Raw genomic sequence first — 24,160 nt, forward strand, 5'->3', positions numbered from 1 at the left:
ATGACCATCGTCCCGCAGCCACCCGACCGCAGCGCGCTCGAACAGGAGCAGTTTCTCAAGATCCTGTCACGTGAGGATGCGATCGCGCGTTTCGAAGCCGCGCTGTTCCCGCGCGCGATCCCGAGCGAGCTGCGCAAGCTTGCCGATGCGCTCGGCACGGCGCTCGCCGAAGACATCACTGCGCCGATCGACGTGCCTCCGTTCGACCGTTCCAATGTCGACGGCTTTGCCGTACGCGCGACGGACCTTGCGGCGGCAGGCGAAGGCGCACCTCGGCGCCTCGTCCTGAACGGCGAGACCATTCATTGTGGCACCGCGCCAACGCTGCCGGTCGCAGCGGGAACTGCAACGCCGATAGCCACCGGCGGTCCGCTGCCGCGCGGTGCCGACGCCGTCGTCATGGTCGAGCACACCCAGCCGGCCGGCTCGGACGCGATCGACGTCCGCCGCGCCGCGTTTCCCGGACAATTCGTCTCCTATGCGGGGTCCGACATCGCGCGCGGCGAGGCGCTGCTGCGCGCCGGCACGATCATCGGCTCGCGCGAGATCGGCATGCTCGCGGCCTGCGGCATTGCCGAGGTGACTGTCGCGCGAAAACCGCTTGTTGCGGTGATCTCCACCGGTGACGAACTGGTGCAGCCCGGCGAAGCGCTCGCGCCCGCTGCGATCTACGATACCAACGGCGCGATCGTCGCGGCTGCGATCGCCGAGAACGGCGGGGAGGCGGTCTTCCTCGGCGCCATTCCCGACGATGAAGCCAAGCTCGAAGCAGCCATGCGCCGCGCTCTGGCGGATGCCGACATGCTGGTGCTCTCGGGCGGTACCTCGAAAGGCGCGGGCGACCTGTCCCATCGCATCATCGCCCGGCTGGGCCAGCCCGGCATCATCGCGCACGGCGTTGCGCTCAAGCCCGGCAAGCCGCTGTGCCTTGCGGTGTGTGACGGCAAGCCGGTGGTGATCCTGCCGGGCTTTCCGACCTCGGCAATGTTCACCTTCCACGACATGATCGTACCCGTGCTGCGCAGGATGGCCGGACTGCCGCCGCGCTCCGACGCCAAGGTGAGCGCGGCCGTGCCGGTGCGCATCGCCTCCGAACTCGGCCGTACCGAATTCGTCATGGTCTCGCTGGTCGAGGGCAAGAACGGGCTGATCGCCTATCCCACCGGGAAGGGCTCCGGTGCGATCACGTCGTTCGCGCAGGCGGACGGCTTCCTGCGCATCGACGCGCTCGCCGACCAGATGCCGGCCGGGACCGAAGCAGAGGTAACGCTGTTCACGCCGCATGTGCGGGTGCCCGATCTCGTCATCGTCGGCAGCCATTGCACCGGCCTCGATCTCGTCACCGCACAGCTCGCGCATGCCGGCCTCACCGTGCGCTCGATTGCGGTCGGTAGCCTCGGGGGACTCGCGGCGGCCAAGCGCGGCGAATGCGATCTGGCGCCGATCCATCTGTTCGACGACAAGAGCGAGACCTACAACACGCCTTATCTCGTCGAGGGACTCGAGCTCGTCCCGGGCTGGCGGCGGATGCAGGGCATCGTGTTCCGCAAGGGCGACAAGCGTTTCGAAGGGCTTGGTGCGAAGGAGGCCGTCACCGCCGCGCTCACGGATCCCGCCTGCATCATGGTCAACCGCAACCAGGGCGCCGGCACGCGCATCCTGATCGACCGGCTGCTCGGCGGCGCGCGCCCGGAAGGCTATTGGAACCAGCCGCGCTCGCACAATGCGGTCGCCGCGGCCGTCGCGCAGCACCGCGCCGACTGGGGCATGACCATTGCGCCGGTCGCCCATGCGGTCGGCCTCGGTTTCATTCCACTTGCGGAAGAGCATTATGACTTCGCGCTGGTGACGGCGCGGAAGCAGCGGGCGGCCGTGCAGGCCTTTCTTGATGCACTTGGCTCGAGCGAGGCGCGCGCCGCACTGGAGCGAGCGGGCTTCCGGCCTGCGTAGAGGTGACGACGACGCGGCGTTCAAGCCGCGCGGAAAACAGGGTTGGGGGGACGCGATGGCAAGACCGCTTTCGGTTGCGATCGTCGGTGCCGGGATGGGTGGGCTCGCGACGGCCGCGGCGCTCAGGCGCGTCGGCGTCGATGTGACCGTCTACGAGCAGGCCTCCCAGTTCGCCCGCATCGGCGCCGGCATCCAGATCGGCTGCAACGCCATGAAAGTGCTGCGCGCGCTGGGGCTGGAGGCGCGGATGCGCGGCCAGTCGTTCTATCCGCGCTCCTGGAACAACCGCGACTGGAAGAGCGGCGACATCAAGTTCGACATGATTTTTGGCGAGAGCGCCGAAGAGAAGTTCGGCGCGCCCTACCTGCTCGCCCACCGCGGCGATTTGCACGCGGCTCTTGCGAGCGTTGTCCCGGACGAATGCGTGAAGCTCAACCACAAGCTGGTCCGCCTCGACGAGATCGGCGAGGGTGTCCGGCTGAGCTTTGCCGATGGCAGCAGCGCGATCGCCGATGCCGTGGTCGGCGCGGATGGCGTTCATTCGGCGGTGCGCGATATCCTGTTCGACACCGCGCCGGTCAAATTCACCGGCCGCATCGCCTATCGCACCACCTATCCCGCTGCGCTGCTCGGCGGCGCGGAAATCGACGACTGCACCAAATGGTGGGGCGAGGACCGCCACATCGTGATCTATTACGTCAAGCCTGACCGCAGCGAGGTCTATCTCGTCACCAGCCAGCCTGAGCCGGATTTCCGTATCGAGTCATGGTCGGCGAAGGGCGACGTCCGCGACCTGCGCGCATCGTTCGAGGGCTTTCATCCGCAGGTCGGGCAGGTGCTGGCCGCGTGTCCCGACGTGCATAAATGGGCGATCATGGACCGCGACGCGCTGGAGCGATGGTCCGACGGCAAAGTGACGCTGCTCGGCGATGCCTGCCATCCCATGACACCCTATATGGCGCAAGGCGCGGCGATGGCGATCGAGGACGCCGCGGTGCTGTCGCGCTGCCTCGACGGCATCGACCGCGACGGCGTCGCAGATGCATTCCGCCGCTTCGAGGCGACGCGCAAAGAGCGGACGACGCGCGTGCAGGAGACTTCGCGCGCCAACATATGGCTGAAGGAGCGGACCGATACGGGGTGGGTCTATGGCTATGACGCCTGGACCGTGCCGCTGGCGGGCTGATCTCGATTAAGACGCGTCGTCCAGCGCCGCCAGCCGTTCGGCTTCGGCGATGTCCTCGACCGTGTTGGCGTTGAAGAACGGATCGAGCGGCTCGGCCGGCCATGTCACCGTGGCGAGCGGGTAGCGCGCTGTCCAGCGGTCGATCTTGCGGAGGTCCTCGACGACCAACGCGTGGCGTAGCTCATCGCGCAAGGCGACGCGCCACAGGCCGATCACCGGATGCACCTGGTCGCCCGATGCGGCGACTGCGAGCTGCGCATTCTCCCGTTCCCGCGCGTCGTGCAGGCGCGCGACGAGATCGCGCGGCAGGAACGGGCAGTCGCCGGCGGCGCTGAGCACCCATTCGCTCTCGGGCCGGTTCGCCGCGGTCCAGTCGAGCGCGGCGAGGATGCCGGCGAGCGGGCCGGGAAAGCCGGGGACATCGTCGGGGATGACGGTCAGGCCGAACCCCGCAAAACGTGCGGGATCGCCGTTGGCGTTCAGGATCAACCCGCTGCTTTGGGGCGACAGACGCGCGATCACGCGCTCCAGAATGGTGCGGCCGCCGATGGTGCGCATCGGCTTGTCGCCGCCGCCCATGCGGCGCGCCAGGCCGCCAGCGAGCAGGACGCCAAGGGTCGACGGAATACGCGTCGATGGAATCCTAGTCGTCACCACCTTCACCCTTGCGCTTGTGCCTCGCCGATTCCTCCTCGACGTAAGCGAGGTTCTGGTCGTAGACGATCCGTTCTTCGCCCGCGAGTACGATGAAGCGTTTTCCGCGGGTGCGGCCGACCAGCGTCAGGCCCACTTGCCGGGCGAGATCGACGCCCCAGGCGGTGAAACCGGAGCGTGACACCAGGATCGGAATGCCCATGCGGACCGTCTTGATCACCATCTCCGAGGTAAGGCGTCCGGTGGTGTAGAGGATCTTGTCGGATGGATCGACGCCGTGGCGGTACATCCAGCCCGCGATCTTGTCGACGGCGTTGTGGCGGCCGACATCCTCGGTGTAGCAAAGCGGCTCTCCCTCTTTGCACAGCACGCAGCCATGGATTGCGCCGGCTTCGAGATAGAGCGAGGGCATGGTGTTGATGGTCTGCGTCATCTGGTACAGCCAGGAGGTGCGCAGCTCCGCCTTCGGCAGTGCGACACTCTCGACCGCCTCCAGCAGATCGCCGAAGGCCGTGCCCTGCGCGCAGCCCGAAGTCTGCGTGCGCTTCTTCAGCTTGGCTTCGAAATTGGTGTGGTGTGAGGTGCGCACGACGACGACCTGGAGGTCGTCGTCGTATTCGACCTCGGTGACCGCGTCATTATATTTCAGCATGTTCTGGTTCAGCAGGTAGCCGAGTGCCAGATATTCGGGATAGTCGCCGATCGTCATCATGGTGACGATCTCCTGCGAATTCAAATAGAGCGTCAGTGGCCGCTCCATCGGTACCTTGATCTCGACCCTGGCGCCGGTCTGGTCGGTGCCGGTCACGCTCTGGGTGAGGCGCGGGTCGTCCGGATTGGGGACGATCAGGGGCACCGGGGCTTTGTCGATCTTCATCATGGCCGCGACGTTAGCATGACATTCGGGTCAAGCCGATATAAGCATGCTCACGACGATGGAGAAGGCGGTTCCGGCCGCGGAGATCGAAACGGTTATGAAAGTCATTGGCCTTGCAGGCTGGAGCGGTGCGGGCAAGACCACGCTGTTGACGCGGCTGATCCCGCATTTCAACGCGCAAGGCCTGCGCGTCTCCGTCATCAAGCATGCGCATCACCAGTTCGACGTCGACGTGCCCGGCAAGGATTCCTGGCGCCATCGCGAGGCGGGCGCGGCCGAGGTGCTGGTGGCGTCGTCAAACCGCTGGGCCCTGATGCATGAGTTGCGCGGCGCCGCGGAGCCACGGTTGCCGGAACTCCTGGGCAAGCTGTCGGCCGTCGATCTCGTCGTGGTCGAGGGCTTCAAGCGCGAGCCGCATCGCAAGATCGAGGTGCATCGCGCCGCCAACGCCAAGCCGCTGCTGTTTCCCGATGATCCCGGGATAGCCGGCATCGCGACCGACGCCGCCATTGAAACACGGCTGCCGACCGTCCATCTCGATGACATCGAGGCTGCTGCGGCGCTGCTGCTGCGCGCAGCGATGCCGGTCGAGGAAGCCGTGGCAAAAAGCGCGGCGATGCGCTGACGAGGCACCATGGCGCAACTGTCGGACGATTGTTTTGCCTTCGGCGGACCGATGATGTCGGTCGACGAGGCCGTTGGCCTGATCACGGCGCGCGTGAGTGCGATTGCCGATCTCGAGACCGTGGGGCTCGTCGATGCGGACGGCCGCGTGCTGGCGGGCGACATTGCTGCGCCGCTTCCGCTGCCGCCTTTCACCAACTCGGCTGTTGACGGTTATGCGGTGCGCAATGCCGACCTTCCGGACAGCGCGGAACAAGCGTTGCCGCTCGACGGCCGTATCCAGGCCGGCGGACTTGCCCGGACCGCGATCAAGCCCGGTCACACCGCGCGCATCTTCACGGGGGCGCCGATGCCGCCGGAGGCCGAGACCGTCTTCATGCAGGAAGATGTCCGCCTCAATGAAGCCGGCGAAATCGTGCTGCCGCCCGGCCTGAAGCCAGGCGCGAATGTCCGCCCTGCGGGCGAGGACATTCCCCAAGGACACGTTGCGCTACGTGCTGGCCAGCGCTTGCAGCCGCAGCATGTCGCGCTTGCTGCAGCGTTCGGCCTTGTCAGGCTCGACGTCGTCAGGCGCATTCGCGTCGCGGTGTTCTCGACGGGTGACGAGCTTGCATCGCCCGGCGGGCCGCGGGCGGCCTCGCAGCTCTTCGACTCCAACCGCTTCATGCTGATGGCAATGCTGCGCCGGCTCGGCTGCGAGGTCAGCGATCTCGGCATCCTGCGCGACGAGCGCAGCTCGCTCGCGGATGGCTTGAAGCAGGTCGCAGGCGGCCACGATCTGATCCTCACGACCGGCGGCGTCTCGACCGGCGAGGAGGATCACGTCAAGGCCGCGGTCGAAAGCATCGGCTCGCTGGTGCTGTGGCGAATGGCGATCAAGCCGGGCCGTCCCGTGGCGATGGGCATCATCGATGGCACGCCGCTGATTGGATTGCCCGGCAATCCCGTCGCGAGTTTCGTCACCTTCGTCCATGTGGTGCGGCCAACGGTGCTGGCGTTGGCCGGCGGTCTGCCCGAACCGCTGTTGCCGATCCCGGTGCGCGCGGCGTTCACCTACAAGAAGAAGGCCGGCCGCCGCGAATATGTTCGCACCTCGTTGCGGCGCGCCGAGGACGGCACATTGGAGGCGGTCAAGTTCCCGCGCGAAGGCGCCGGGCTGTTGTCGTCGCTGGTGGAGACTGACGGTCTCGTCGAACTCGCCGAAGGCATCACGAATGTCGAGCCGGGGCAAAGTGTAGGTTTCTTGTCCTATGCGAATTTGCTCTGACGCCCGCGCGTTGACGCCATTGATCCCTCCCGCCATGTTGCGCCCATGACCAGAACGACGCTCGATCTCACCGGGCTGAAATGCCCGTTGCCCGCCCTGAAGACGCGCAAGGCGCTAAAACCATTGCAGCCCGGCGATCAGCTTGAAGTGCACTGTACGGATCCGTTGTCCGTGATTGACATTCCGAACCTGATCCGCGAGACGGGCGACACGGTGGAGATCACCGAGCGCAACGGGGCGCGCATCGTGTTCTTGATAGAAAAGATCGATGGTTCGATAGAGAAAACCAATGGTGCGCTGCGCACGTAGCACGCGGTCACTCGGCTGATACCTACCTTTTATCTATCGACATCCATCAAGGCTTCTGCCCCAATTGACTTTCTCCGTGCAGGCGCGGAGGTTCAGTCGTGTCTGCGATACGCGAATGAACGGGCCACACTCACGAAGCCTGCGCGATGTATCGGCATGAGACCCCGCTTCAGGGGTTAACGACTCGGATGCGCGTGACGATCCTGGCGCGCGTCGAATGATTGTGCGGAGCAGCAGGGACCGTTGGCTGCACTGCAACGGGCTGAGGAACAGGATCGTAGCGGCAGGCTGCTCAGAAGGGCGGCTGCAGGGGAGGACTGAATGACGACAGTTGAAAGCGCTGGGAAACTTTCGGGCGCAGGCGCGGGAATTTTTGATCGCGAGCACACGATCGCCAAGGCTGGCTTCAACCGCTGGCTGGTGCCGCCGGCGGCACTCTGCATCCATCTGTGCATCGGCATGGCCTACGGTTTCTCGGTGTTCTGGCTGCCGCTGTCGCGCGCGATCGGGATCACCCAAACCAAGGCATGTCCGGACATGTCGCTGTGGCAGGAGCTCTTCACCACGACCTGCGACTGGAAGGTCGCCAGCCTCGGCTGGATGTACACGCTGTTCTTTGTCTTGCTCGGCGTCTCCGCCGCGATCTGGGGCGGCTGGCTCGAGCGCGCCGGTCCGCGCAAGGCGGGCGCTGTCGCCGCCTGCTGCTGGGGCGGCGGTCTTCTGATCGGCGCTTTCGGCGTCTACGTCCACCAGCTCTGGATCATGTGGCTCGGCGCCGGCGTGATCGGTGGCGTGGGACTTGGACTCGGCTACATCTCCCCGGTGTCGACCTTGATCAAATGGTTTCCGGATCGCCGCGGCATGGCGACCGGCATGGCCATCATGGGATTTGGCGGCGGTGCCATGATTGGCGCGCCGCTGGCTAATCTCCTGATGAACTACTTCAAGACGCCAACGTCGGTCGGCGTCTGGGAGACTTTCGTCACGATGGGGGTGATCTACTTCGTCTTCATGATGATCGGCGCTTTCGCCTATCGCGTGACCCCGGCCGGTTGGCAGCCCGAAGGCTGGACCCCACCGAGCGAGAAGAAGTCGATGATCACCGAGCACCATGTGCACCTCAACAACGCGCACAAGACGCCGCAGTTCTGGCTGATCTGGTGGGTGCTCTGCTTGAACGTCTCTGCGGGTATCGGCGTGATTGGTATGGCCTCGCCGATGCTCCAGGAGATCTTCGCGGGCAAGTTGATCGGGCATCCGGAACTGACCTTCAGCCAGCTTTCGGTTGAGCAGAAGGCGGCGATCGCTGCGATCGCTGCGGGCTTCGCCGGCCTGCTGTCATTGTTCAACATCGGCGGCCGGTTCTTCTGGGCGTCGATGTCGGACCTCATGGGTCGCAAGAACACCTACTACACGTTCTTCATCCTCGGTATTGCGCTCTATGCGCTGGCGCCGACCTTCGCGGCGATGGGCTCGAAGCTGCTGTTCGTGCTCGGCTTCGGTATCATCCTGTCGATGTATGGCGGCGGCTTCGCGACCGTGCCTGCCTATCTCGCTGACATGTTTGGCACGCAGTTCGTCGGCGCCATTCACGGCCGGCTGCTGACGGCGTGGTCCACGGCCGGCATCATCGGCCCGGTCGTGGTGAACTACATTCGCGAGTTCCAGCTCGCGGCCGGCGTTCCGCGCGACCAGCTCTACAACACCACCATGTACATTCTCTGCGCCATGCTGATCGCGGGCCTGATCTGCAACTACCTGATCAAGCCGGTCGATCCGAAGTGGAACATGAGCAATGAGGAGGTCGCCAAGCTCCAGGCGGCGAGTGCCAAGACCGAAGCGGGCATCCAGCACGGTTCCTTCGGCATCGGCAAGGGCGGCCTGGATGTGTGGGCCGCGCTGTTCTGGGCCTTCGTCGGTGTTCCGTTGGCATGGGGTGTGTACAAGACGCTCGAGAGCGCGGTGAAGATCTTCTGATCGCAAATCCACATCGTCGCGGGATGCTCGGCATCCCGCGACGCTCGTCTTTCAAGAATGGGATCTAGGGGATTCTTATGCTTCGCACCCGTATCTGCCTTGCCGTCATGCTGCTGGCCGCAAGCGTTCATATCGCGTCGGCTCAAACCGCGGCGGCACCTGCCACCACCACACCTGCCACGACGACCGAAACCAAGCCGGGCAAGATCAAGCTCACCATGCAGAAGCTGAAGGACATGAAGGCCAAGTGGGCGGCCAACAAGCCCAAGCTGAAGGCGTGCCGCAGCGAGGTGAAGTCCAAGGGCCTCGCCGGTGACGACCGCTGGTTCTACATCGAAGAATGCATGAACAAGAGCTGAGGCGAGGTTCCGCCCGGCGTTTGCGTGAGGGGCGTGGCAGGGCGGCTGCCTGCCCCCTAAATCATTATAGAGACGTTCTAAATTTGCTTGCCCCTCTGGTATACCAGAGACTAGAGTTGAGCGGAATGAGGCTCGATTCACGGGACGCGGAAGCACGCGGTTCCACCGATTGAGCCTGGAAATGAGGGCGGATCGCGATGGCGATCCCGCCTGAGATCATCGCGGGTTTAAGGAGAACGCGACGTTTCCATGAGCAGCAACGACGACGTTCACAAGGTCAGAGAATTCGAGCATCCGGGCGAGGGGCGCAGGCGCGCCAAGGCCACGCCCAAGGGGCGGCAGGTCGATCCGACCGCCGCGCACGAGATCGAGCAATTGCTCGGCGACAGGCCGCGGCGGCGCGATCTGCTGATCGAATATCTCCACCTGATCCAGGACAAATATCACCAGATCTCGGCTGCGCATCTGGCTGCGCTTGCCGACGAGATGAAGCTTGCCTTCGCCGAGGTGTTCGAGACCGCGACCTTCTACGCGCATTTCGACGTGGTGAAGGAAGGCGAGCCTGATATCGCGCCGCTGACGATCCGCGTCTGCGATTCGCTGACCTGCGCGATGCTCGGCGGCGAGAAGCTGCTCGCGGATCTGCAAGACGCCGCGGGTCCCGGCATCCGCGTCGTACGGGCGCCCTGCGTCGGCCGCTGCGACACCGCGCCGGCCGCCGAAGTCGGACATAATTTCGTCGACCACGCGACGATCGCCAATGTGATGGCGGCCGCGAAGGCCGGCGACACCCACGCGCATCTGCCCAAATATGTCGACTACGACGCTTATGTCGCCGGTGGCGGCTACAAGCTGCTGGGTCGCCTGCGCTCCGGCGAATTGTCAAAAGACGATCTGCTGAAGGGGCTCGACGACGCCGCGCTGCGCGGCCTCGGCGGTGCGGGCTTTCCGACGGGGCGCAAATGGTGCGCGGTGTTGGGCGAGCCCGGCCCGAGGCTGATGGCGATCAACGGCGACGAGGGCGAGCCCGGCACCTTCAAGGACCGCGTCTATCTCGAAAGCGATCCGCATCGCTTCATCGAGGGCATGCTGATCGGCGCGCATGTGGTGCAGGCTTCCGACATCTATATCTATCTGCGCGACGAATATCCGGCCTCGCGCGAGATCCTCGAACGCGAGATCGCCAAGCTTCCACCGGGCGGGCCGACGCTGCACATGCGCCGCGGCGCCGGCGCCTATATCTGCGGTGAGGAGTCCTCGCTGCTCGAAAGCATCGAAGGCAAGCGCGGCCTGCCCCGGCACAAGCCGCCTTATCCGTTCCAGGTCGGCCTGTTCGGCCTGCCGACACTGATCAACAACATCGAGACGCTGTGGTGGGTGCGCGACATCGTCGAGAAGGGCGCCGACTGGTGGAAGAGCCATGGCCGCCACGAGCGGCACGGCCTGCGCAGTTTCTCGGTCTCGGGCCGCGTGAAAAATCCCGGCATGAAGCTCGCGCCTGCGGGCATCACCGTGCGCGAGTTGATCGACGAATATTGCGGCGGCATGGCCGACGGTCATCAATTCTACGCTTACCTGCCCGGCGGTGCGTCGGGCGGCATCCTGCCGGCGTCGATGGACGACATCCCGCTCGATTTCGGCACGCTGGAGAAATACGGCTGCTTCATCGGCTCGGCCGCGATCGTGATCCTGTCGCAGAAGGACAGCGTGCGCGCGGCGGCGTTGAACCTGATGAAGTTCTTCGAGGATGAGAGCTGCGGCCAGTGTACGCCCTGCCGCGTCGGAACCCAGAAGGCGGCGCTGCTGATGCAGAAGCCGGTCTGGAACCGCGCGCTGCTGGAAGAATTGAGCCAAGCGATGCGCGATGCCTCGATCTGCGGGCTCGGACAGGCGGCATCGAATCCGCTGGCCACCGTGATCAAATATTTCCCTGACGAGTTCAAGGAAGCGGCCGAATGACCAAGATTACGTTCGAGCTCGACGGCAAGCAGGTCGAAGCCAATGCCGGCGAGACGATCTGGCAAGTCGCAAAACGCCAGGGCCGCGAGATCCCGCATCTGTGCTATTCGCCCGCGCCCGACTATCGCCCCGACGGCAATTGCCGCGCCTGCATGGTCGAGATCGAGGGCGAGCGCGTGCTGGCCGCGTCCTGCAAGCGCACGCCGTCGGTCGGCATGAAGGTGAAGACCGAGTCCGCGCGCGCGGTGTCGGCACAGAAGATGGTGATGGAGCTGCTGGTCGCCGACCAGCCGGCGCGTGAGACCAGCCACGATCCGGATTCGAAATTCTGGCACTGGGCGGAGACCACGGGAGTCACCGAGAGCCGTTTCCCCGCCGCCGAGCGCTGGGCGACCGACGCCAGCCATCCGGCGATGCGCGTCAATCTCGATGCCTGCATCCAGTGCGGCCTCTGCGTGCGCGCCTGCCGCGAAGTTCAGGTCAACGACGTCATCGGCATGGCCTATCGCAGCCATGGCTCGAAGATCGTGTTCGACTTCGACGATCCCATGGGCGAGTCCACTTGCGTCGCCTGCGGCGAATGCGTGCAGGCCTGCCCGACCGGCGCCCTGATGCCGGCCGTGATGCTCGACGAGAAGCAGACCCGGGTCACCTATGCCGACAAGAAGGTGGATTCGCTCTGCCCGTTCTGCGGCGTCGGCTGCCAGGTCACCTACGAGGTCAAGGATGAGAAGGTGATCTACGCGGAAGGCCGCGATGGTCCCGCCAATCACAACCGTCTCTGCGTCAAGGGCCGCTTCGGCTTCGACTACATCCACCATCCGCATCGCCTCACCAAGCCGCTGGTGCGGCTGCCGAATGCGAAGAAGGATTCCAACGACCAGGTCGATCCGGCCAATCCCTTCACGCATTTCCGTGAAGCGAGCTGGGAAGAGGCGCTCGACATCGCCGCCAAGGGCCTGGTCAAGATCCGCGACGAGAAGGGTGTGAAGGCGTTGGCCGGCTTCGGTTCGGCCAAGGGCTCGAACGAAGAAGCCTATCTGTTCCAGAAGCTGGTGCGCACCGGCTTCGGCTCCAACAATGTCGACCATTGCACCCGTCTGTGCCACGCCTCGTCGGTGGCGGCGCTGTTCGAAGGCCTGAGCTCGGGCGCGGTGTCGGCGCCGTTCTCGGCCGCGATGGATGCCGAGGTCATCATCGTGATCGGCGCCAATCCGACCGTGAACCATCCGGTCGCCGCGACCTTCATCAAGAACGCGGTCAAGCAGAATGGCGCAAAGCTGTTCGTGATGGATCCGCGCCGGCAGTCGCTGTCGCGCCATGCGACCAAGCATCTGCAATTCAAGCCGGGCTCGGACGTCGCCATGCTGAACGCGATGATCAACACGATCATCACCGAAGGCCTGACCGATGATCAGTACATCGCCGGTTACACCGAGGGGTTCGAGGACCTCAAGGAGAAGATCAAGGAATTCACGCCGGAGAAGATGGAAGCGATCTGCGGCATCCCGGCGCAGACGCTGCGCGAGGTCGCGCGCACCTATGCGCGGGCGAAGTCTTCGATCATCTTCTGGGGCATGGGCATCAGCCAGCACGTCCACGGCACCGACAATGCGCGCTGCCTGATTGCGCTGGCGCTGATCACCGGCCAGGTCGGCCGTCCCGGCACCGGTCTGCATCCGCTGCGCGGCCAGAACAACGTGCAAGGAGCGTCCGACGCAGGACTGATCCCGATGTTCCTGCCGGATTACCAGCCGGTCGGCCGTGACGATCTGCGCGGCGCGTTCGAGAAGCTGTGGCAGCAGGATCTCGATCCTGTCCGCGGCCTGACCGTCGTCGAGATCATGAATGCGATCCACGCCGGCGAAATCAAGGGCATGTATATCGAGGGTGAGAATCCCGCGATGTCCGATCCCGACCTGCAGCATGCGCGCCAGGCGCTCGCGATGCTCGATCATCTCGTGGTGCAGGATCTCTTCGTCACCGAGACCGCGTTCCACGCCGACGTCATCCTGCCGGCCTCGGCCTTCGCCGAGAAGGACGGCTCCTTCACCAACACCGATCGGCGCGTGCAGCTCGCGCGCCAGGTGATCAAGCCGCCGGGCGATGCCCGGCAGGATCTCTGGATCATCCAGGAGATCGGCAAGCGCATGGGCCTGCCGTGGAATTATGCCGGTCCCGGCGACGTCTTCACCGAGATGGCGCAGCTGATGCCGTCGCTGAAGAACATCACCTGGGAACGGCTGGTGCGCGAAGGCGCGGTGACCTATCCGGTCGACGACCCGAACAAGCCGGGCAACGAGATCATCTTCACCACGGGCTTTCCGACCGCGAGCGGCCGCGGCAAGATCGTGCCGGCCCACGTCATCCCGCCGGACGAGATCCCCGACGACGAATACCCGATGGTGCTGTCGACCGGCCGCGTGTTGGAGCATTGGCACACCGGCTCGATGACCCGGCGCGCCCAGGTGCTCGACCAGATCGAGCCGGAGGCGGTCGCGTTCATGTCGCCGAAGGACATGCGCAGGATGAAGCTCGCACCCGGTGATTTCATCCGGCTCGAGACCCGCCGCGGCGCCGTCGAGGTCAAGGTCCGCTCCGACCGCGACGTGCCGGAGAACATGGTGTTCATGCCGTTCTGCTACGCGGAGGCGGCGGCGAACCTGTTGACCAATCCAGCGCTCGATCCGTTCGGCAAGATCCCGGAATTCAAGTTCTGCGCGGCGAGAGCCGAGCGCGCGGAGATGCGGGACGCGGCGGAGTAGTTTGGCGGGTATCTGTACCCGCACCGTCATTGCGAGCGAAGCGAAGCAATCCAGTCTGCCTCTCCGGCAAGATTCTGGATTGCTTCGTCGCTTCGCTCCTCGCAATGACGGTGGTAGATATCGCCCATGTCCAAAGTCACCCCAGCCACCCGCGCGCTTGAAGCCGCCGGTGTTGCCTTCACCGTCCATACCTACGACTACGATCCCGACGCCGAGAGCATCGGCCTCCAGGCGGCGGCCGCGCTCGGCGTAGACCCGGCGCGCGTCTTGAAGACGCTGATGGCGCAGGTCGACGGCAAGCCGGTCTGCGTGATCGTCCCGTCCGACCAGGAAGTCTCGATGAAGAAGCTTGCCGCAGCCTTGAGCGGCAAGTCGGCGCAGATGATGAAGCCGCCGGAAGCCGAGCGCGTCACCGGCTACAAGGTCGGCGGCATCAGCCCGTTCGGGCAGCGCAAGCCCGTGCGCACCGTGATCGAGCAGAGCGCGCTCGCGCATGACGAGGTCTACATCAATGGCGGCCAGCGCGGCTTGCAGGTGCGCCTCAAGCCGGACGATGCGCGAGACGTGCTGAAGGCGGTCGTTGCCGAATTGGTCGCCTGAGCGACACGCGCCTACTGCTTCTGCAACAGTTTCAGCCGGCAGCGCAGCGCCTCGCGGATATGCGCGCGCGCAAGCTGTTCGGCCCTGTCGCCGTTGCGTGTGGCGATGGCCTCGATGATGGCCTGGTGCTCGCCGTGGCTGGTTGACGGTCGTCCCGACACCGTGAAGGTGGTCGGACCCAGCAGCGCGATCCAGTCCTGCAATTCGCCTGACGCATTGTCGAGATAGCGGTTGCGCGCGGCGCGGCAGATCGCTTCGTGGAAGGCACGGTTGAACCTTGCCATGTCCTTTGCCATCTCGGCGGCATCGGTCGCGGACGCCTCGACAAAAGCCTGCTCGATATCCCTGAGCGCGTCAATCTCGGTCGCCGAGGCGTGCTCGGCGGCAAGACGCGCGGCGGCGCCTTCCATGATCTCGCGCATCGCGTAGAGCTCGAGCACCTCCGATATGTCGAGGTTGCGCACGATCAGCCCGCGGCCGCCGGCGGGCTCGACGAAGCCGCGCGCGGCGAGGCGGCCGAGGGCCTCGCGAACCGGCGTGCGGCTGACCTTCAGCCGCTGGGCGACCTCTTCCTCCCGCAGGCGATCACCGGCGCGGTAGCTGCCGGCCTGGAGCGCCTCGCAGAGCGAGCGGAACACGGCTTCGCCGAGCGCGACGCCCGAGCTGCGTGCGATCGATCCGCCTGCCTTTGCCGCGCGTCTGGCCATGGTCCCTCGAGGCGCATTCTGCCCATGCAGAGATGCGACTTGATGTCTGTATATCTTTGTATACAAAAGTACGCAATGACGGATCGGGTTGACCGAGCTGCCGGCTGGCAGAATGTCTCTAACTTCGTTGCATCAGGCAGACGGCATGAGCAGCAAATACGACGTGCTGGTGATTGGCGGCGGCAATGCGGCGCTGTGCGCGGCGATCGCGGCACGGCGTGGCGGTGCCTCGGTGCTCGTGCTGGAGGGCGCGCCAAAGTTCTATCGTGGCGGCAACACCCGCCACACCCGCAACATGCGCTGCGCCCATGATGCGGCGACCGAGATCCTGACAGGTCCCTACACTGAGGAGGAGTTCTGGGAGGATCTGCTGCGCGTCACCGGCGGAAGGACCGATGAGGTGCTCGCGCGCCACATGATCCGCGAGTCCAAGGACATCCTGAACTGGATCGTGGAGCAGGGCGTGCGCTGGCAACCCTCGCTCGGTGGCACGCTGAGTCTCGGCCGCACCAACTCCTTCTTCCTCGGTGGCGGGCGGGCCATGCTGAATGCGCTCTATCTCACCGCCGAGCGGCTCGGCGTCGAAGTCGAATACGACGCCGAAGTGACCGACCTCGTGATCGAGGACGGCATGTTCCTCGCGGCCCGCCTCAAGCGGCCGGTCAGGGGCGAGACCGAGATCCGCGCGACCTCGCTGGTTGCCGCGGCCGGCGGCTTTGAGGCCAACATCGAATGGCTGAAGCAATATTGGGGCGAGGCCGCCGACAATTTCCTGATCCGCGGCACGCCCTATAATCGGGGCTCGATCCTGAAGATGCTGCTCGACAAGGGCGTGCAGGAGGTCGGCGATCCCACCCAGTGTCACGCAGTCGCGATCGACGCCCGGGCGCCGAAATTCGACGGTGGCATCATCACGCGTCATGACTCGGTGGTGTTCGGGATCGTCGTCAACAAGCATTCGCAGCGTTTCTATGACGAAGGCGAGGACATCTGGCCGAAGCGCTACGCGATCTGGGGTCGGCTCGTTGCCGCGCAACCCGACCAGATCGCCTACATCATCTTCGATTCCACCGTCGTCACCAGCTTCATGCCGACGCTGTTCCCGCCGATCGCCGGGCAGACAATTGCCGAACTCGCCAGTAAGCTCGAGCTCGATCCGGCCGCGCTGGAAAAGACCATCACTGAATTCAACGCGGCCGTGCGGCCCGGCACGTTCGACCACACCATCCTGGACGATTGTCGCACCGAAGGCATCACGCCGCAAAAGACGCACTGGGCGCGCAAAATCGAGACGCCGCCCTATCTCGCCTATCCGGTGCGGCCCGGCATCACCTTCACCTATCTCGGCACGCGGGTAACCAAGGAGGCGCGGATGCTGATGGCGGACGGCAAGCCGTCGGCCAACATGTTCGCGGCCGGCGAGATCATGGCCGGCAACGTGCTGGGCAAGGGGTATGCCGCCGGCATGGGCATGACCATCGGCAGTGTGTTCGGCCGGATCGCAGGGCGGGAAGCGGCGCGCCATGCGAAGAACTAGAATGAAGAAAAGACGTAAGGAGGAGCCATGTCACGCATTGCCATTGTCTCGATCATCGCGCTGCTGATGGTCGGCAACGCCCGCGCCGCCGAGCCGATCACCCTGCGCGACATGGGCTCGTTCCATGTCGGCGGGCGTCTCGTCGAAATCTCCGGCAAGCCGGTGAAGGAGGTCGTGTTCACGCCAGGCGGCGTGCCGGCCAAGGTCGATCCCAACGGCACCTATCAGGTCGAGCAGATGTATGTGCAGTATTTCCTGCCGACGAATGAGAAGGGCGCCTATCCGCTGTTGATGTGGCATGGCGGCGGGCTGACCGGCGTCACCTACGAGACCACGCCCGACGGGCGCGAAGGCTGGCTGAATTATTTCCTGCGCAAGGGCTGGGCGGTCTACAATTCCGACGCGGTGGAGCGTGGACGCGCAGGCTGGGCGCAATACCCCGATATCTTCAAGAGCGAGCCGGTCTTCCTCACCACGGCCAATCCGTTCGAGCGCTTTCGCATTGGCGATGGGCCGAACTCCTACGATCCCGATCCCGCCAAGCGAAAATTGTTGCCGGGCAACCAGTTTCCGGTCGAGGGCTACGAGAATTTCGTCAAGCAGAACGTCCCGCGCTGGACCACGACGGATGATGCGACCGTCGCCGCCTATATCGCCGAGATCGACCGCGTCGGCCCCTCGGTGATCCTGTTCCACAGCCAGGCCGGCAGCTTCGGCTTCAAGGTCGCGCAGGCCCGGCCCGACAAGGTCAAGGCGCTGATCGCGATCGAGCCGGCCGGCCTCGGCGATCCCGCCAAGGCGGATGTGCTGAAGAACATCCCGACCCTCATCATCTACGGCGACTATATCGAGCGCGATGCGCGCTGGCCGAAGATCCGCGCCAACGGCATCGCCTTTGCCGACGCCATCAGGGCGGCCGGCGGCAGCGTCGACGTTGTCGATCTCCCGCAGGCCGGCATCAAGGGCAATTCGCACATGGTGATGATGGACAAGAACAACCTCGAGGTCGCAGCCCTGATCCAGAAATGGCTCGAGGGCAAAGGCTTGACGAAGTAGAGCCATGCACGGGACCCGAATCCTGGACGAAGCCGACCGCCTGATGACGGTGTGCAATTCCTGCCGCTACTGCGAGGGGCTGTGCGCGGTGTTTCCGGCGATGGAGATGCGGCGCGCCTTCTCCGACGGCGATCTCAATTATCTCGCCAATCTCTGCCATTCCTGCGGTGCCTGCTACGTCGACTGCCAATTCTCGCCGCCGCACGAATTCAACGTCAATGTCCCCAAGACGCTGGCGGTTGCGCGCGCCGAGTCCTACGCGGCCTATGCCTGGCCGCAGGCGTTGTCGGGCGCCTTCGCACGCAACGGGCTCGTCATCAGCATCGTCGCCGCACTCAGCATGGCCGCCTTCATTCTCGGCTTTGCGGCCTTGAACGACCGCAATGTGCTGTTCGGCGTGCATACCGGGCCCGGCGCGTTCTACAAGCTGATGCCGCACAACGCGATGGCCGCATTGTTCAGCGCCGCGTTTCTCTATGCGATCTTCGCGCTCGTCATGAGCGTACGCGCGTTCTGGCGCGACATCGGCGCGCCGATCGGTGGGCGCGCTGACGGCGGCTCGATCTTTCAGGCGATCCGCGATGCCGGCGAGTTGCGCTATCTCCATGGCGGCGGCGTCGGCTGCTACAATGAGGACGACAAGCCGACCGACCGGCGCAAACTGTTCCACCACCTGACCTTCTACGGCTTCCTGCTGTGCTTCGCGGCGACCTCCGTCGCTACGCTGTATCACTATCTCCTCGGACGCGAGGCGCCGTATCCGTGGTGGGATCTGCCGGTGGTGCTCGGCACGCTCGGCGGCATCGGCCTGATCGTCGGTCCCATCGGGCTGTTCGCCGCGAAGATGCGCCGTGATCCGGCGCTGCTCGACGAGAGCCGCTACGGCATGGACGTCGGCTTCATCGCCATGCTGTTTCTGACCGGGCTCACCGGCATGCTGCTTCTCATCCTGCGCGAGACCGCTGCAATGGGGCCGCTGCTGGCGCTGCATCTCGGCGCGGTGTTCGCGCTGTTCATCACCATGCCCTACGGCAAGTTCGTGCACGGCATCTTTCGCTTCGCGGCGCTGGTGCGTTACGCGCAGGAGCGGCGCAGCGAAGCCGGCTCTTGAGGAGCATGCAGGGCTGACGTATTTCTTGGGCCGTTCGCGCGGTGCGCGAATCGCCCGGGGAGCCCGCGCTCATGTACATGTTTCTGCCTTTTCTGCTGGCGCTCGCAGGCTGCGCTTGCGTCTGGTTTTCGCGCGCGGGACTGAGCTATGCGCTCTGGAGCGCAACGATCGTCGTCACCGTCGCCTGGTTCTTCCACCACGCGACCGATCCGCTGAAATTCTCGTTCTGACGGTGTCGCGATGAGCATTGCAGGGATGAACCAGCAGCGACCGGTCGGGGCGATCCTGAACATGCTGGGGTTGCTCGGGATTTCCTCGGTCCTGACGGTCGCATTCTTCTATCAACTCGTAATCGGCGAGCTCCCTTGTCCGCTTTGCCTGTTGCAGCGTGTCGGGTTCATTGCCGTCGGCATGGGGTTCCTGTTTAACATGCGTTTCGGCGAGCGTCCCTCGCACTATGCGATGATCCTGGTGGCCAGCCTCGTCACCGGCTTCATCTCGCTCCGGCAGGTGTCGCTGCATCTTGCGCCCGGTGATCCCGGATACGGCTCGGCGCTGTTCGGCTTGCATTTCTACACCTGGGCGCTGATCGCGGCGGTCGGCATCGTCTGCTATGTCGCACTCGTCTTCGTCCTGAAGGATGTGGCTGGCAAGCGAGACGGGGATATGCCCATGAGCGGGCCGGCGCCGAACGCGGTGTTCGCGATCTTCGCGTTCTTGATCGCTGCAAATCTCCTGTCCACCGTGCTGGAGTGCGGAGCGGGTCAGTACGACGATAATCCGGTCCGCTATCTCCTGCTCAAGTGACAGGCGCGGTGCGGAAGCAGCCGTTGCGCAGGAAGGCGATGGTCTGTTCGATCGCGACGGCGTGACGCGGAAGTCCGGTATGGGACGTCTTCACGACGATATGGTCGGCCATGCCGGCCAGCATCGCGCTCTGCAGCGACACCCGCCCGTCGTTCGGTTTCGGCAGAACGAGGAGACCGGCGACGGGATCGATGAATCGGTTTCCCGCGATGACGCCAACGGGATAATCCACGGCGGGAAGGGCATGCGGCCGGGCTTCAGTCGTGAGCTCGAGTCCGGCCGGTCCGTAGAATGCGCGGTAGAGACGAGATCCGCTGAGGAGATCGGCGACCTCGCTGCCGCTGTTCGGCGTGCCCAGCATCACGACACCGGCAAGCCGGGCCGGCCGGTATTTTGCGATATAGGTCCGCGTCACGAGACCGCCCATCGAATGCGCGACGAAGTACAACGGCGCCTCGCGTTCGGCGAAGCGGGCGACCTCTGGATGGATGTCGTCCGCAAGCGCTGCGATCGGCTTCTTGCGGCTCGCATAGTCGATGTTGAGCGTCGCGAACCCAGTCGCCTGGAGCGCCCGCTCAAGGCGTTTCAGGGATGCCGAGGTGCGCGCGATGCCATGGAGCAGAACCACTCCGGGGCATCGCGCGCCGCCCATATCAGGCGCCTCGGACATCTCTCTTACGCAACCTCGCGCTCCGGCGAGGACGCCTGTTCGCGGGCCATCGTCGTTGCGGTGACGTAGTCGGTCTTGCCAGTGCCGAGCAGCGGCACCTTGTCGACCACCATGATGGCCGCGGGCACGGTGAGTTCGGACGCGCCGATTGCCTTGGCCTGGGCCTGCATCGCGCTGCGCTCGGCGGTCTTTTCCGTCGTCAGCAGTACGATGCGCTCGCCCTTGCGCTGGTCCGGGATCGACACAGCGACCGATGCGGCCTGCGGCCACAGCGTCGTCGCGATGCTCTCGACCGCCGACAGCGAGACCATTTCGCCCGCGATCTTGGCAAAGCGCTTGGCGCGGCCCTTGATGGTGATGAAGCCGGCCGGGTCGATCGCCACGATGTCGCCGGTGTCGTGCCAGCCCTCGGCAAGCGGTTCGAGCACGCCGGGATTTTCGGCCCGCAAGTAACCAAGCATCACGTTGGGTCCGCGCACCGAGAGGCGTCCACCTTCCTCGATGCCGGGGACCGGATCGAGCCGGCTTTCCATCAGCGGCGAGAGGCGGCCGACGGTGCCGGGGCGGTTGGCCATCGGCGTGTTCATCGCCAGCACCGGCGCGGTCTCGGTGACGCCATAGCCCTCGAGGATGCGGATGCCGTAGCGCTCCATGAACACCTGCCTGGTGCGGTCCTTGACCGCCTCGGCGCCGGCGATCACCAGGCGCAGGGTGCGGAAGTCGTAGGCATGCGCGGAGCGCGCATAGCCGGTGAGGAACGTGTCGGTGCCGAACAGGATCGTGGCGCCGGTCTGGTAGATCAGCTCCGGCACGATCCGATAGTGCAGCGGCGAGGGGTACATGTAGATCGGAATGCCCGCGAGCATCGGCATCATCATTCCGCCGGTCAGGCCAAACGAGTGGAACACCGGCAGGACGTTGAACACCTTGTCGTTGGCGTTGGCGTCGACCCGCGCCAGCGCCTGCGCCGCGTTGGCGAGGATATTGCGATGGGACAGCACCACGCCCTTGGGCGTGCCTTCCGAGCCGGAGGTGAACAGCACCACGGCCGGATCGTTGGCCTGGCGGGACACGCGCGGCGCGGTGCCGGCGAGCAGACCCTTGATCTTGTCGGCCGTGCCGATCGAGGCGCGGACGTCTTCCAGGTAGACGACACGCGCCTCCGCGGAGATCGCGGCCATCAGCTTGTCGAGCTTGCCCTTCTCGATGAAGGCTTTCGAGGTCAGCACGGTCTTGACCTGTGCAGCCTTCATGGCGGCGAGGACGTTGACCGGACCGGCGGAGAAGTTGAGCATCGCCGGCACCCGGCCGATGCTTTGCAGCGCCATGAAGACGACGGCGACGCCCGCAGAGTTCGGCAGCAGCACGCCGACATTCTCGCCGACGGAGGTTCCGGTCTCGAGCTTGCGGCTCAAGACCTGCGAGCCCAAGATCAGCTTGCGATAGGTCAGCTTGGTGCCGAGCGCGTCCTCGATGATGACCTTGCCGGTGTCGCGGTCGCGATAGGCGTGTCCGAGCGCTTCGAACAGCGAGTGATCGAGCATGGCGTTCTTCACCAGAGCGTCGATCATGACGTCCTGGAGCGCGGCGCCGGCGGCATTGCGGCGCGCCTTGCCCTTCAGGGCCGGATCGATCGGTAGCTTGACCGGCGGCAGGATCGTGACCGTTACCCTGGGAAACCACGTGCGCTTGATCTGGCTAGAGTTGAGGTAACTGAGATGCGAGCGTTGCGCGCCTTCGATGCGGACCGGCACGACCACGGCGTCGGCCTTGTCTGCGATCATCGCGGTGCCGTCATAGACCTTCATCAATGAGCCCGAGACGGTGATGCGTCCTTCCGGGAAGATGACGACAGGTTCGCCGGCGGCGACGAGCTTGATCAGGTCGCGCGCGGCCAGCGGCTTGGTCGGGTCCATGGTGTAGTGCTTGACCACGCGCAGGAACGGCTTGGCCCACCAGGCCTTGGCGATGCCGGTATCCACCGCGAAGCTCGCGTCGATCGGCAGCACGGCGTGCAGCAGCGGGCCGTCGATCAGGCTGACATGGTTGGGGGCGATCAGCATGCGCGTGCCCGGAGGCGGCAGATTCTCGAGCCCGCGCACCTCGGTGCGGAACATTGCGCGGAACAGCAGCGCGCCGAAATCGCGCACGCCTTCCTTGCCCCATTTGGTCAGCACGAACCAGACCGCGCCGAAGCTGGCGAGACCGAGGCCGAAGAAGATCCAGCCGACATGAAGGCCAGCCGCCTGCAACAGCGCGACGAACAGCGAGCCGACCACCATGAAGGCGGCCTGCAGCACGTTGCCGGCGGCGATGATGCGGGCGCGTTCGGACGCTGCCGACCAGGCCTGGACGGCGGCGAAAGAGGGAACGACGAACAGGCCGCCGCCGAAGGCGAAGGCGACGAAGTCGACCAGCATGCGCAGGCCGGCGAACGACGTTGCGAAGTCGACCGCGGCGATGTCCTGGCCCTTGCTGGTCACAGCAATGGCCCAGGCGAGGTCGAGGCCGGCAAAGCCCATGATGATGGCGCCGATCGGCACCAGTGCGAGGTTCGGGCGAACGTGGCTCAGGCTGGCGGCGAACAGCGAACCGATGGCAATGCCGATCGCGAAGGTCGCAAGACACAGCGTCACCACGCCCTCGGTGCCCCCGACGACGTCCTTGACCAGCGCCGGCAGCAACGACAGCACGATGGCGCCGACCAGCCAGAACCAGGAGACGATCACGGTGCCGTCCCACAGACGGTGGTCGGCGTGCAACGTCTTGAGCAGGCCGAGCGTCGAGGTCCAGGGATTGGCATCGACGGGCAATTCGGGTGCGGAAGGCGTTGTTTGCGGGATGCGGGAGGCAAAGGCCCAGGACAGCAGGGCCAGCACGACCACGGCCGATGCGACCCAGCCCATATGCGCGGAGCCGGCCACGAACTGGCCGCCGGCGACGGTGCCGAGCAGGATGGCCATGAAGGTCGCGCCTTCGACCAGCGCGTTGCCGGTCGCGAGCTCACCGAGCTCGAGCTGGTCCGGCAGCATGGAATATTTCACGGGTCCGAACAGAGCGGCGATGATGCCGAACAGCGCCAGCGCTGCGAACAGCAGCGGCACCGAGTGCAGGAAGAAGCCGGCGGCTGCAAACGCCGCGGCGAAGATCTCGGCGAATTTGAGCCGCCTTGCGACGACGGATTTGACGTATTTGTCGGCGAGCTGGCCGCCGAGCCCGGACAGGATGAAATAGGGGAATATGAAGACGGCGCCTGCCACCGTCACCAGGGCATCGCCATGGCCGGTCGCGGCGCTGTAAAGCAGGATGATGACGAGTGCGTTCTTGAGCACGTTGTCATTGAGCGCCGAGAAGAACTGCGCCCAGAACAGCGGCGCAAAGCGGCGTGACGACATCAAATCCTTGATCATGACGAGTCCTGTTTTGGAAAGGCAGTCTGAGGTTGTTAAACTGTCGGTGAAACGTCACGACCGGAAGGGTATGGGGCGAACGATTGCACGATGACGACGGTCGCCGGCCTGCTCTGTCCCCTCGGTCCTTCCGATCTTGTTGGTCTCCAAGTGGTCTCGTTAGGTTCGCAAATATCTGGTCGTGGCCGCGGTTCGGGCGGAAGTGCCGCGCCTATCGGGATATCGCCCCGGGCGGTGAGGAAAAGCTGAACCGCATTACCGAAGGTCGCGGGATCGGCTGCGTATGTCGGGACATGGTAATTCCTTCCTTGCAACCGGATCTTGCATTCGAGCCG

20 protein-coding genes are annotated in these 24,160 nt (G+C 65.0%); 15 read left to right on the plus strand and 5 right to left on the minus strand.

Annotated features, from left to right (window positions below):
- Both I3J27_RS07385 and I3J27_RS07390 read left to right on the plus strand, forming a co-directional pair.
- A complete protein-coding gene (locus I3J27_RS07385; protein WP_270167142.1) occupies window positions 1–1,950 on the plus strand; it encodes a molybdopterin biosynthesis protein in 1,950 nt (649 codons plus the stop codon).
- A 55-nt stretch (window positions 1,951–2,005) separates the two neighbouring features.
- Window positions 2,006–3,136, plus strand: coding sequence for an FAD-dependent monooxygenase (locus I3J27_RS07390; protein ID WP_270167144.1), 1,131 nt, complete (start codon window positions 2,006–2,008; stop codon window positions 3,134–3,136).
- A gap of 6 nt (window positions 3,137–3,142) precedes the next feature.
- On the opposite strand, the gene mobA is transcribed toward I3J27_RS07390, so the two are convergent.
- A complete protein-coding gene (gene mobA, locus I3J27_RS07395; protein WP_270167160.1) occupies window positions 3,143–3,799 on the minus strand; it encodes a molybdenum cofactor guanylyltransferase MobA in 657 nt (218 codons plus the stop codon).
- Window positions 3,780–4,670: a formate dehydrogenase accessory sulfurtransferase FdhD gene (gene fdhD, locus I3J27_RS07400; RefSeq protein ID WP_270167164.1), complete on the minus strand. Its 891-nt coding sequence runs from the start codon at window positions 4,668–4,670 to the stop codon at window positions 3,780–3,782. The genes mobA and fdhD overlap by 20 nt, the downstream gene beginning before the upstream one ends.
- A 94-nt stretch (window positions 4,671–4,764) precedes the next feature.
- Between fdhD and mobB the strand changes: the two genes are divergently transcribed.
- The 8 genes from mobB (at window position 4,765) to ybaK (ending at window position 14,527) form a co-directional block, all read left to right on the plus strand.
- Entirely contained in the window at window positions 4,765–5,292 is a 528-nt protein-coding gene (gene mobB / locus I3J27_RS07405; protein ID WP_270172610.1) for a molybdopterin-guanine dinucleotide biosynthesis protein B, read from the plus strand.
- A gap of 9 nt (window positions 5,293–5,301) precedes the next feature.
- Complete coding sequence (locus I3J27_RS07410; protein ID WP_270167167.1) at window positions 5,302–6,558, plus strand: molybdopterin molybdotransferase MoeA; 1,257 nt, start codon at window positions 5,302–5,304, stop codon at window positions 6,556–6,558.
- A 45-nt stretch (window positions 6,559–6,603) separates the two neighbouring features.
- On the plus strand, window positions 6,604–6,867 hold the full coding sequence (locus I3J27_RS07415) for a sulfurtransferase TusA family protein (protein ID WP_270167169.1): 264 nt from the start codon (window positions 6,604–6,606) through the stop codon (window positions 6,865–6,867).
- Between the two features lie 321 nt (window positions 6,868–7,188).
- The gene (locus I3J27_RS07420; protein WP_270167172.1) at window positions 7,189–8,844 is read left to right on the plus strand and encodes an OFA family MFS transporter; all 1,656 of its coding nucleotides are present in this window, start codon (window positions 7,189–7,191) and stop codon (window positions 8,842–8,844) included.
- A 77-nt stretch (window positions 8,845–8,921) separates the two neighbouring features.
- A complete protein-coding gene (locus I3J27_RS07425) occupies window positions 8,922–9,203 on the plus strand; it encodes a hypothetical protein (protein ID WP_270167179.1) in 282 nt (93 codons plus the stop codon).
- Window positions 9,204–9,452: 249 nt separating this feature from the next.
- A complete protein-coding gene (locus I3J27_RS07430) occupies window positions 9,453–11,162 on the plus strand; it encodes an NADH-ubiquinone oxidoreductase-F iron-sulfur binding region domain-containing protein (RefSeq protein ID WP_270167182.1) in 1,710 nt (569 codons plus the stop codon).
- On the plus strand, window positions 11,159–13,927 hold the full coding sequence (fdhF, locus tag I3J27_RS07435) for a formate dehydrogenase subunit alpha (protein ID WP_270167185.1): 2,769 nt from the start codon (window positions 11,159–11,161) through the stop codon (window positions 13,925–13,927). The genes I3J27_RS07430 and fdhF overlap by 4 nt, the downstream gene beginning before the upstream one ends.
- A gap of 126 nt (window positions 13,928–14,053) precedes the next feature.
- Window positions 14,054–14,527, plus strand: coding sequence for a Cys-tRNA(Pro) deacylase (gene ybaK / locus I3J27_RS07440; RefSeq protein WP_270167187.1), 474 nt, complete (start codon window positions 14,054–14,056; stop codon window positions 14,525–14,527).
- 11 nt (window positions 14,528–14,538) lie between these two features.
- Here the strand turns inward: ybaK and I3J27_RS07445 are convergent, their stop codons facing one another.
- Window positions 14,539–15,234: a GntR family transcriptional regulator gene (locus I3J27_RS07445; RefSeq protein WP_270167202.1), complete on the minus strand. Its 696-nt coding sequence runs from the start codon at window positions 15,232–15,234 to the stop codon at window positions 14,539–14,541.
- 145 nt (window positions 15,235–15,379) lie between these two features.
- Here I3J27_RS07445 and tcuA point away from each other — a divergent pair, with 145 nt between their 5' ends.
- From tcuA to I3J27_RS07470, 5 genes are all read left to right on the plus strand, one after another.
- Window positions 15,380–16,771, plus strand: coding sequence for an FAD-dependent tricarballylate dehydrogenase TcuA (gene tcuA / locus I3J27_RS07450; protein ID WP_270167205.1), 1,392 nt, complete (start codon window positions 15,380–15,382; stop codon window positions 16,769–16,771).
- A 27-nt stretch (window positions 16,772–16,798) separates the two neighbouring features.
- Window positions 16,799–17,827 carry an alpha/beta hydrolase gene (locus tag I3J27_RS07455; RefSeq protein WP_270167207.1) on the plus strand — a complete coding sequence of 343 codons (1,029 nt, stop codon included), beginning with the start codon at window positions 16,799–16,801 and terminating at the stop codon, window positions 17,825–17,827.
- 4 nt (window positions 17,828–17,831) lie between these two features.
- Complete coding sequence (gene tcuB, locus I3J27_RS07460; protein WP_270167209.1) at window positions 17,832–18,938, plus strand: tricarballylate utilization 4Fe-4S protein TcuB; 1,107 nt, start codon at window positions 17,832–17,834, stop codon at window positions 18,936–18,938.
- Window positions 18,939–19,009: 71 nt separating this feature from the next.
- Window positions 19,010–19,168: a DUF5993 family protein gene (locus I3J27_RS07465; protein WP_270167218.1), complete on the plus strand. Its 159-nt coding sequence runs from the start codon at window positions 19,010–19,012 to the stop codon at window positions 19,166–19,168.
- Between the two features lie 25 nt (window positions 19,169–19,193).
- Window positions 19,194–19,745 carry a disulfide bond formation protein B gene (locus tag I3J27_RS07470; protein WP_270167220.1) on the plus strand — a complete coding sequence of 184 codons (552 nt, stop codon included), beginning with the start codon at window positions 19,194–19,196 and terminating at the stop codon, window positions 19,743–19,745.
- Here the strand turns inward: I3J27_RS07470 and I3J27_RS07475 are convergent.
- Together I3J27_RS07475 and I3J27_RS07480 are read right to left on the minus strand one after the other, a co-directional pair.
- Window positions 19,738–20,415: an alpha/beta hydrolase gene (locus I3J27_RS07475; protein ID WP_270167222.1), complete on the minus strand. Its 678-nt coding sequence runs from the start codon at window positions 20,413–20,415 to the stop codon at window positions 19,738–19,740. The two genes, I3J27_RS07470 and I3J27_RS07475, sit on opposite strands and share 8 nt — an antisense overlap.
- 5 nt (window positions 20,416–20,420) lie before the next feature.
- Window positions 20,421–23,825 (minus strand): acyl-[ACP]--phospholipid O-acyltransferase, encoded by a 3,405-nt coding sequence (locus I3J27_RS07480; RefSeq protein ID WP_270167228.1) that lies wholly within the window; start codon window positions 23,823–23,825, stop codon window positions 20,421–20,423.
- Between the last annotated feature and the right edge of the window lie 335 nt (window positions 23,826–24,160).

Source organism: Bradyrhizobium xenonodulans (genome assembly GCF_027594865.1).
In the GTDB taxonomy this organism is placed as follows: Bacteria; Pseudomonadota; Alphaproteobacteria; order Rhizobiales; family Xanthobacteraceae; genus Bradyrhizobium; species Bradyrhizobium xenonodulans.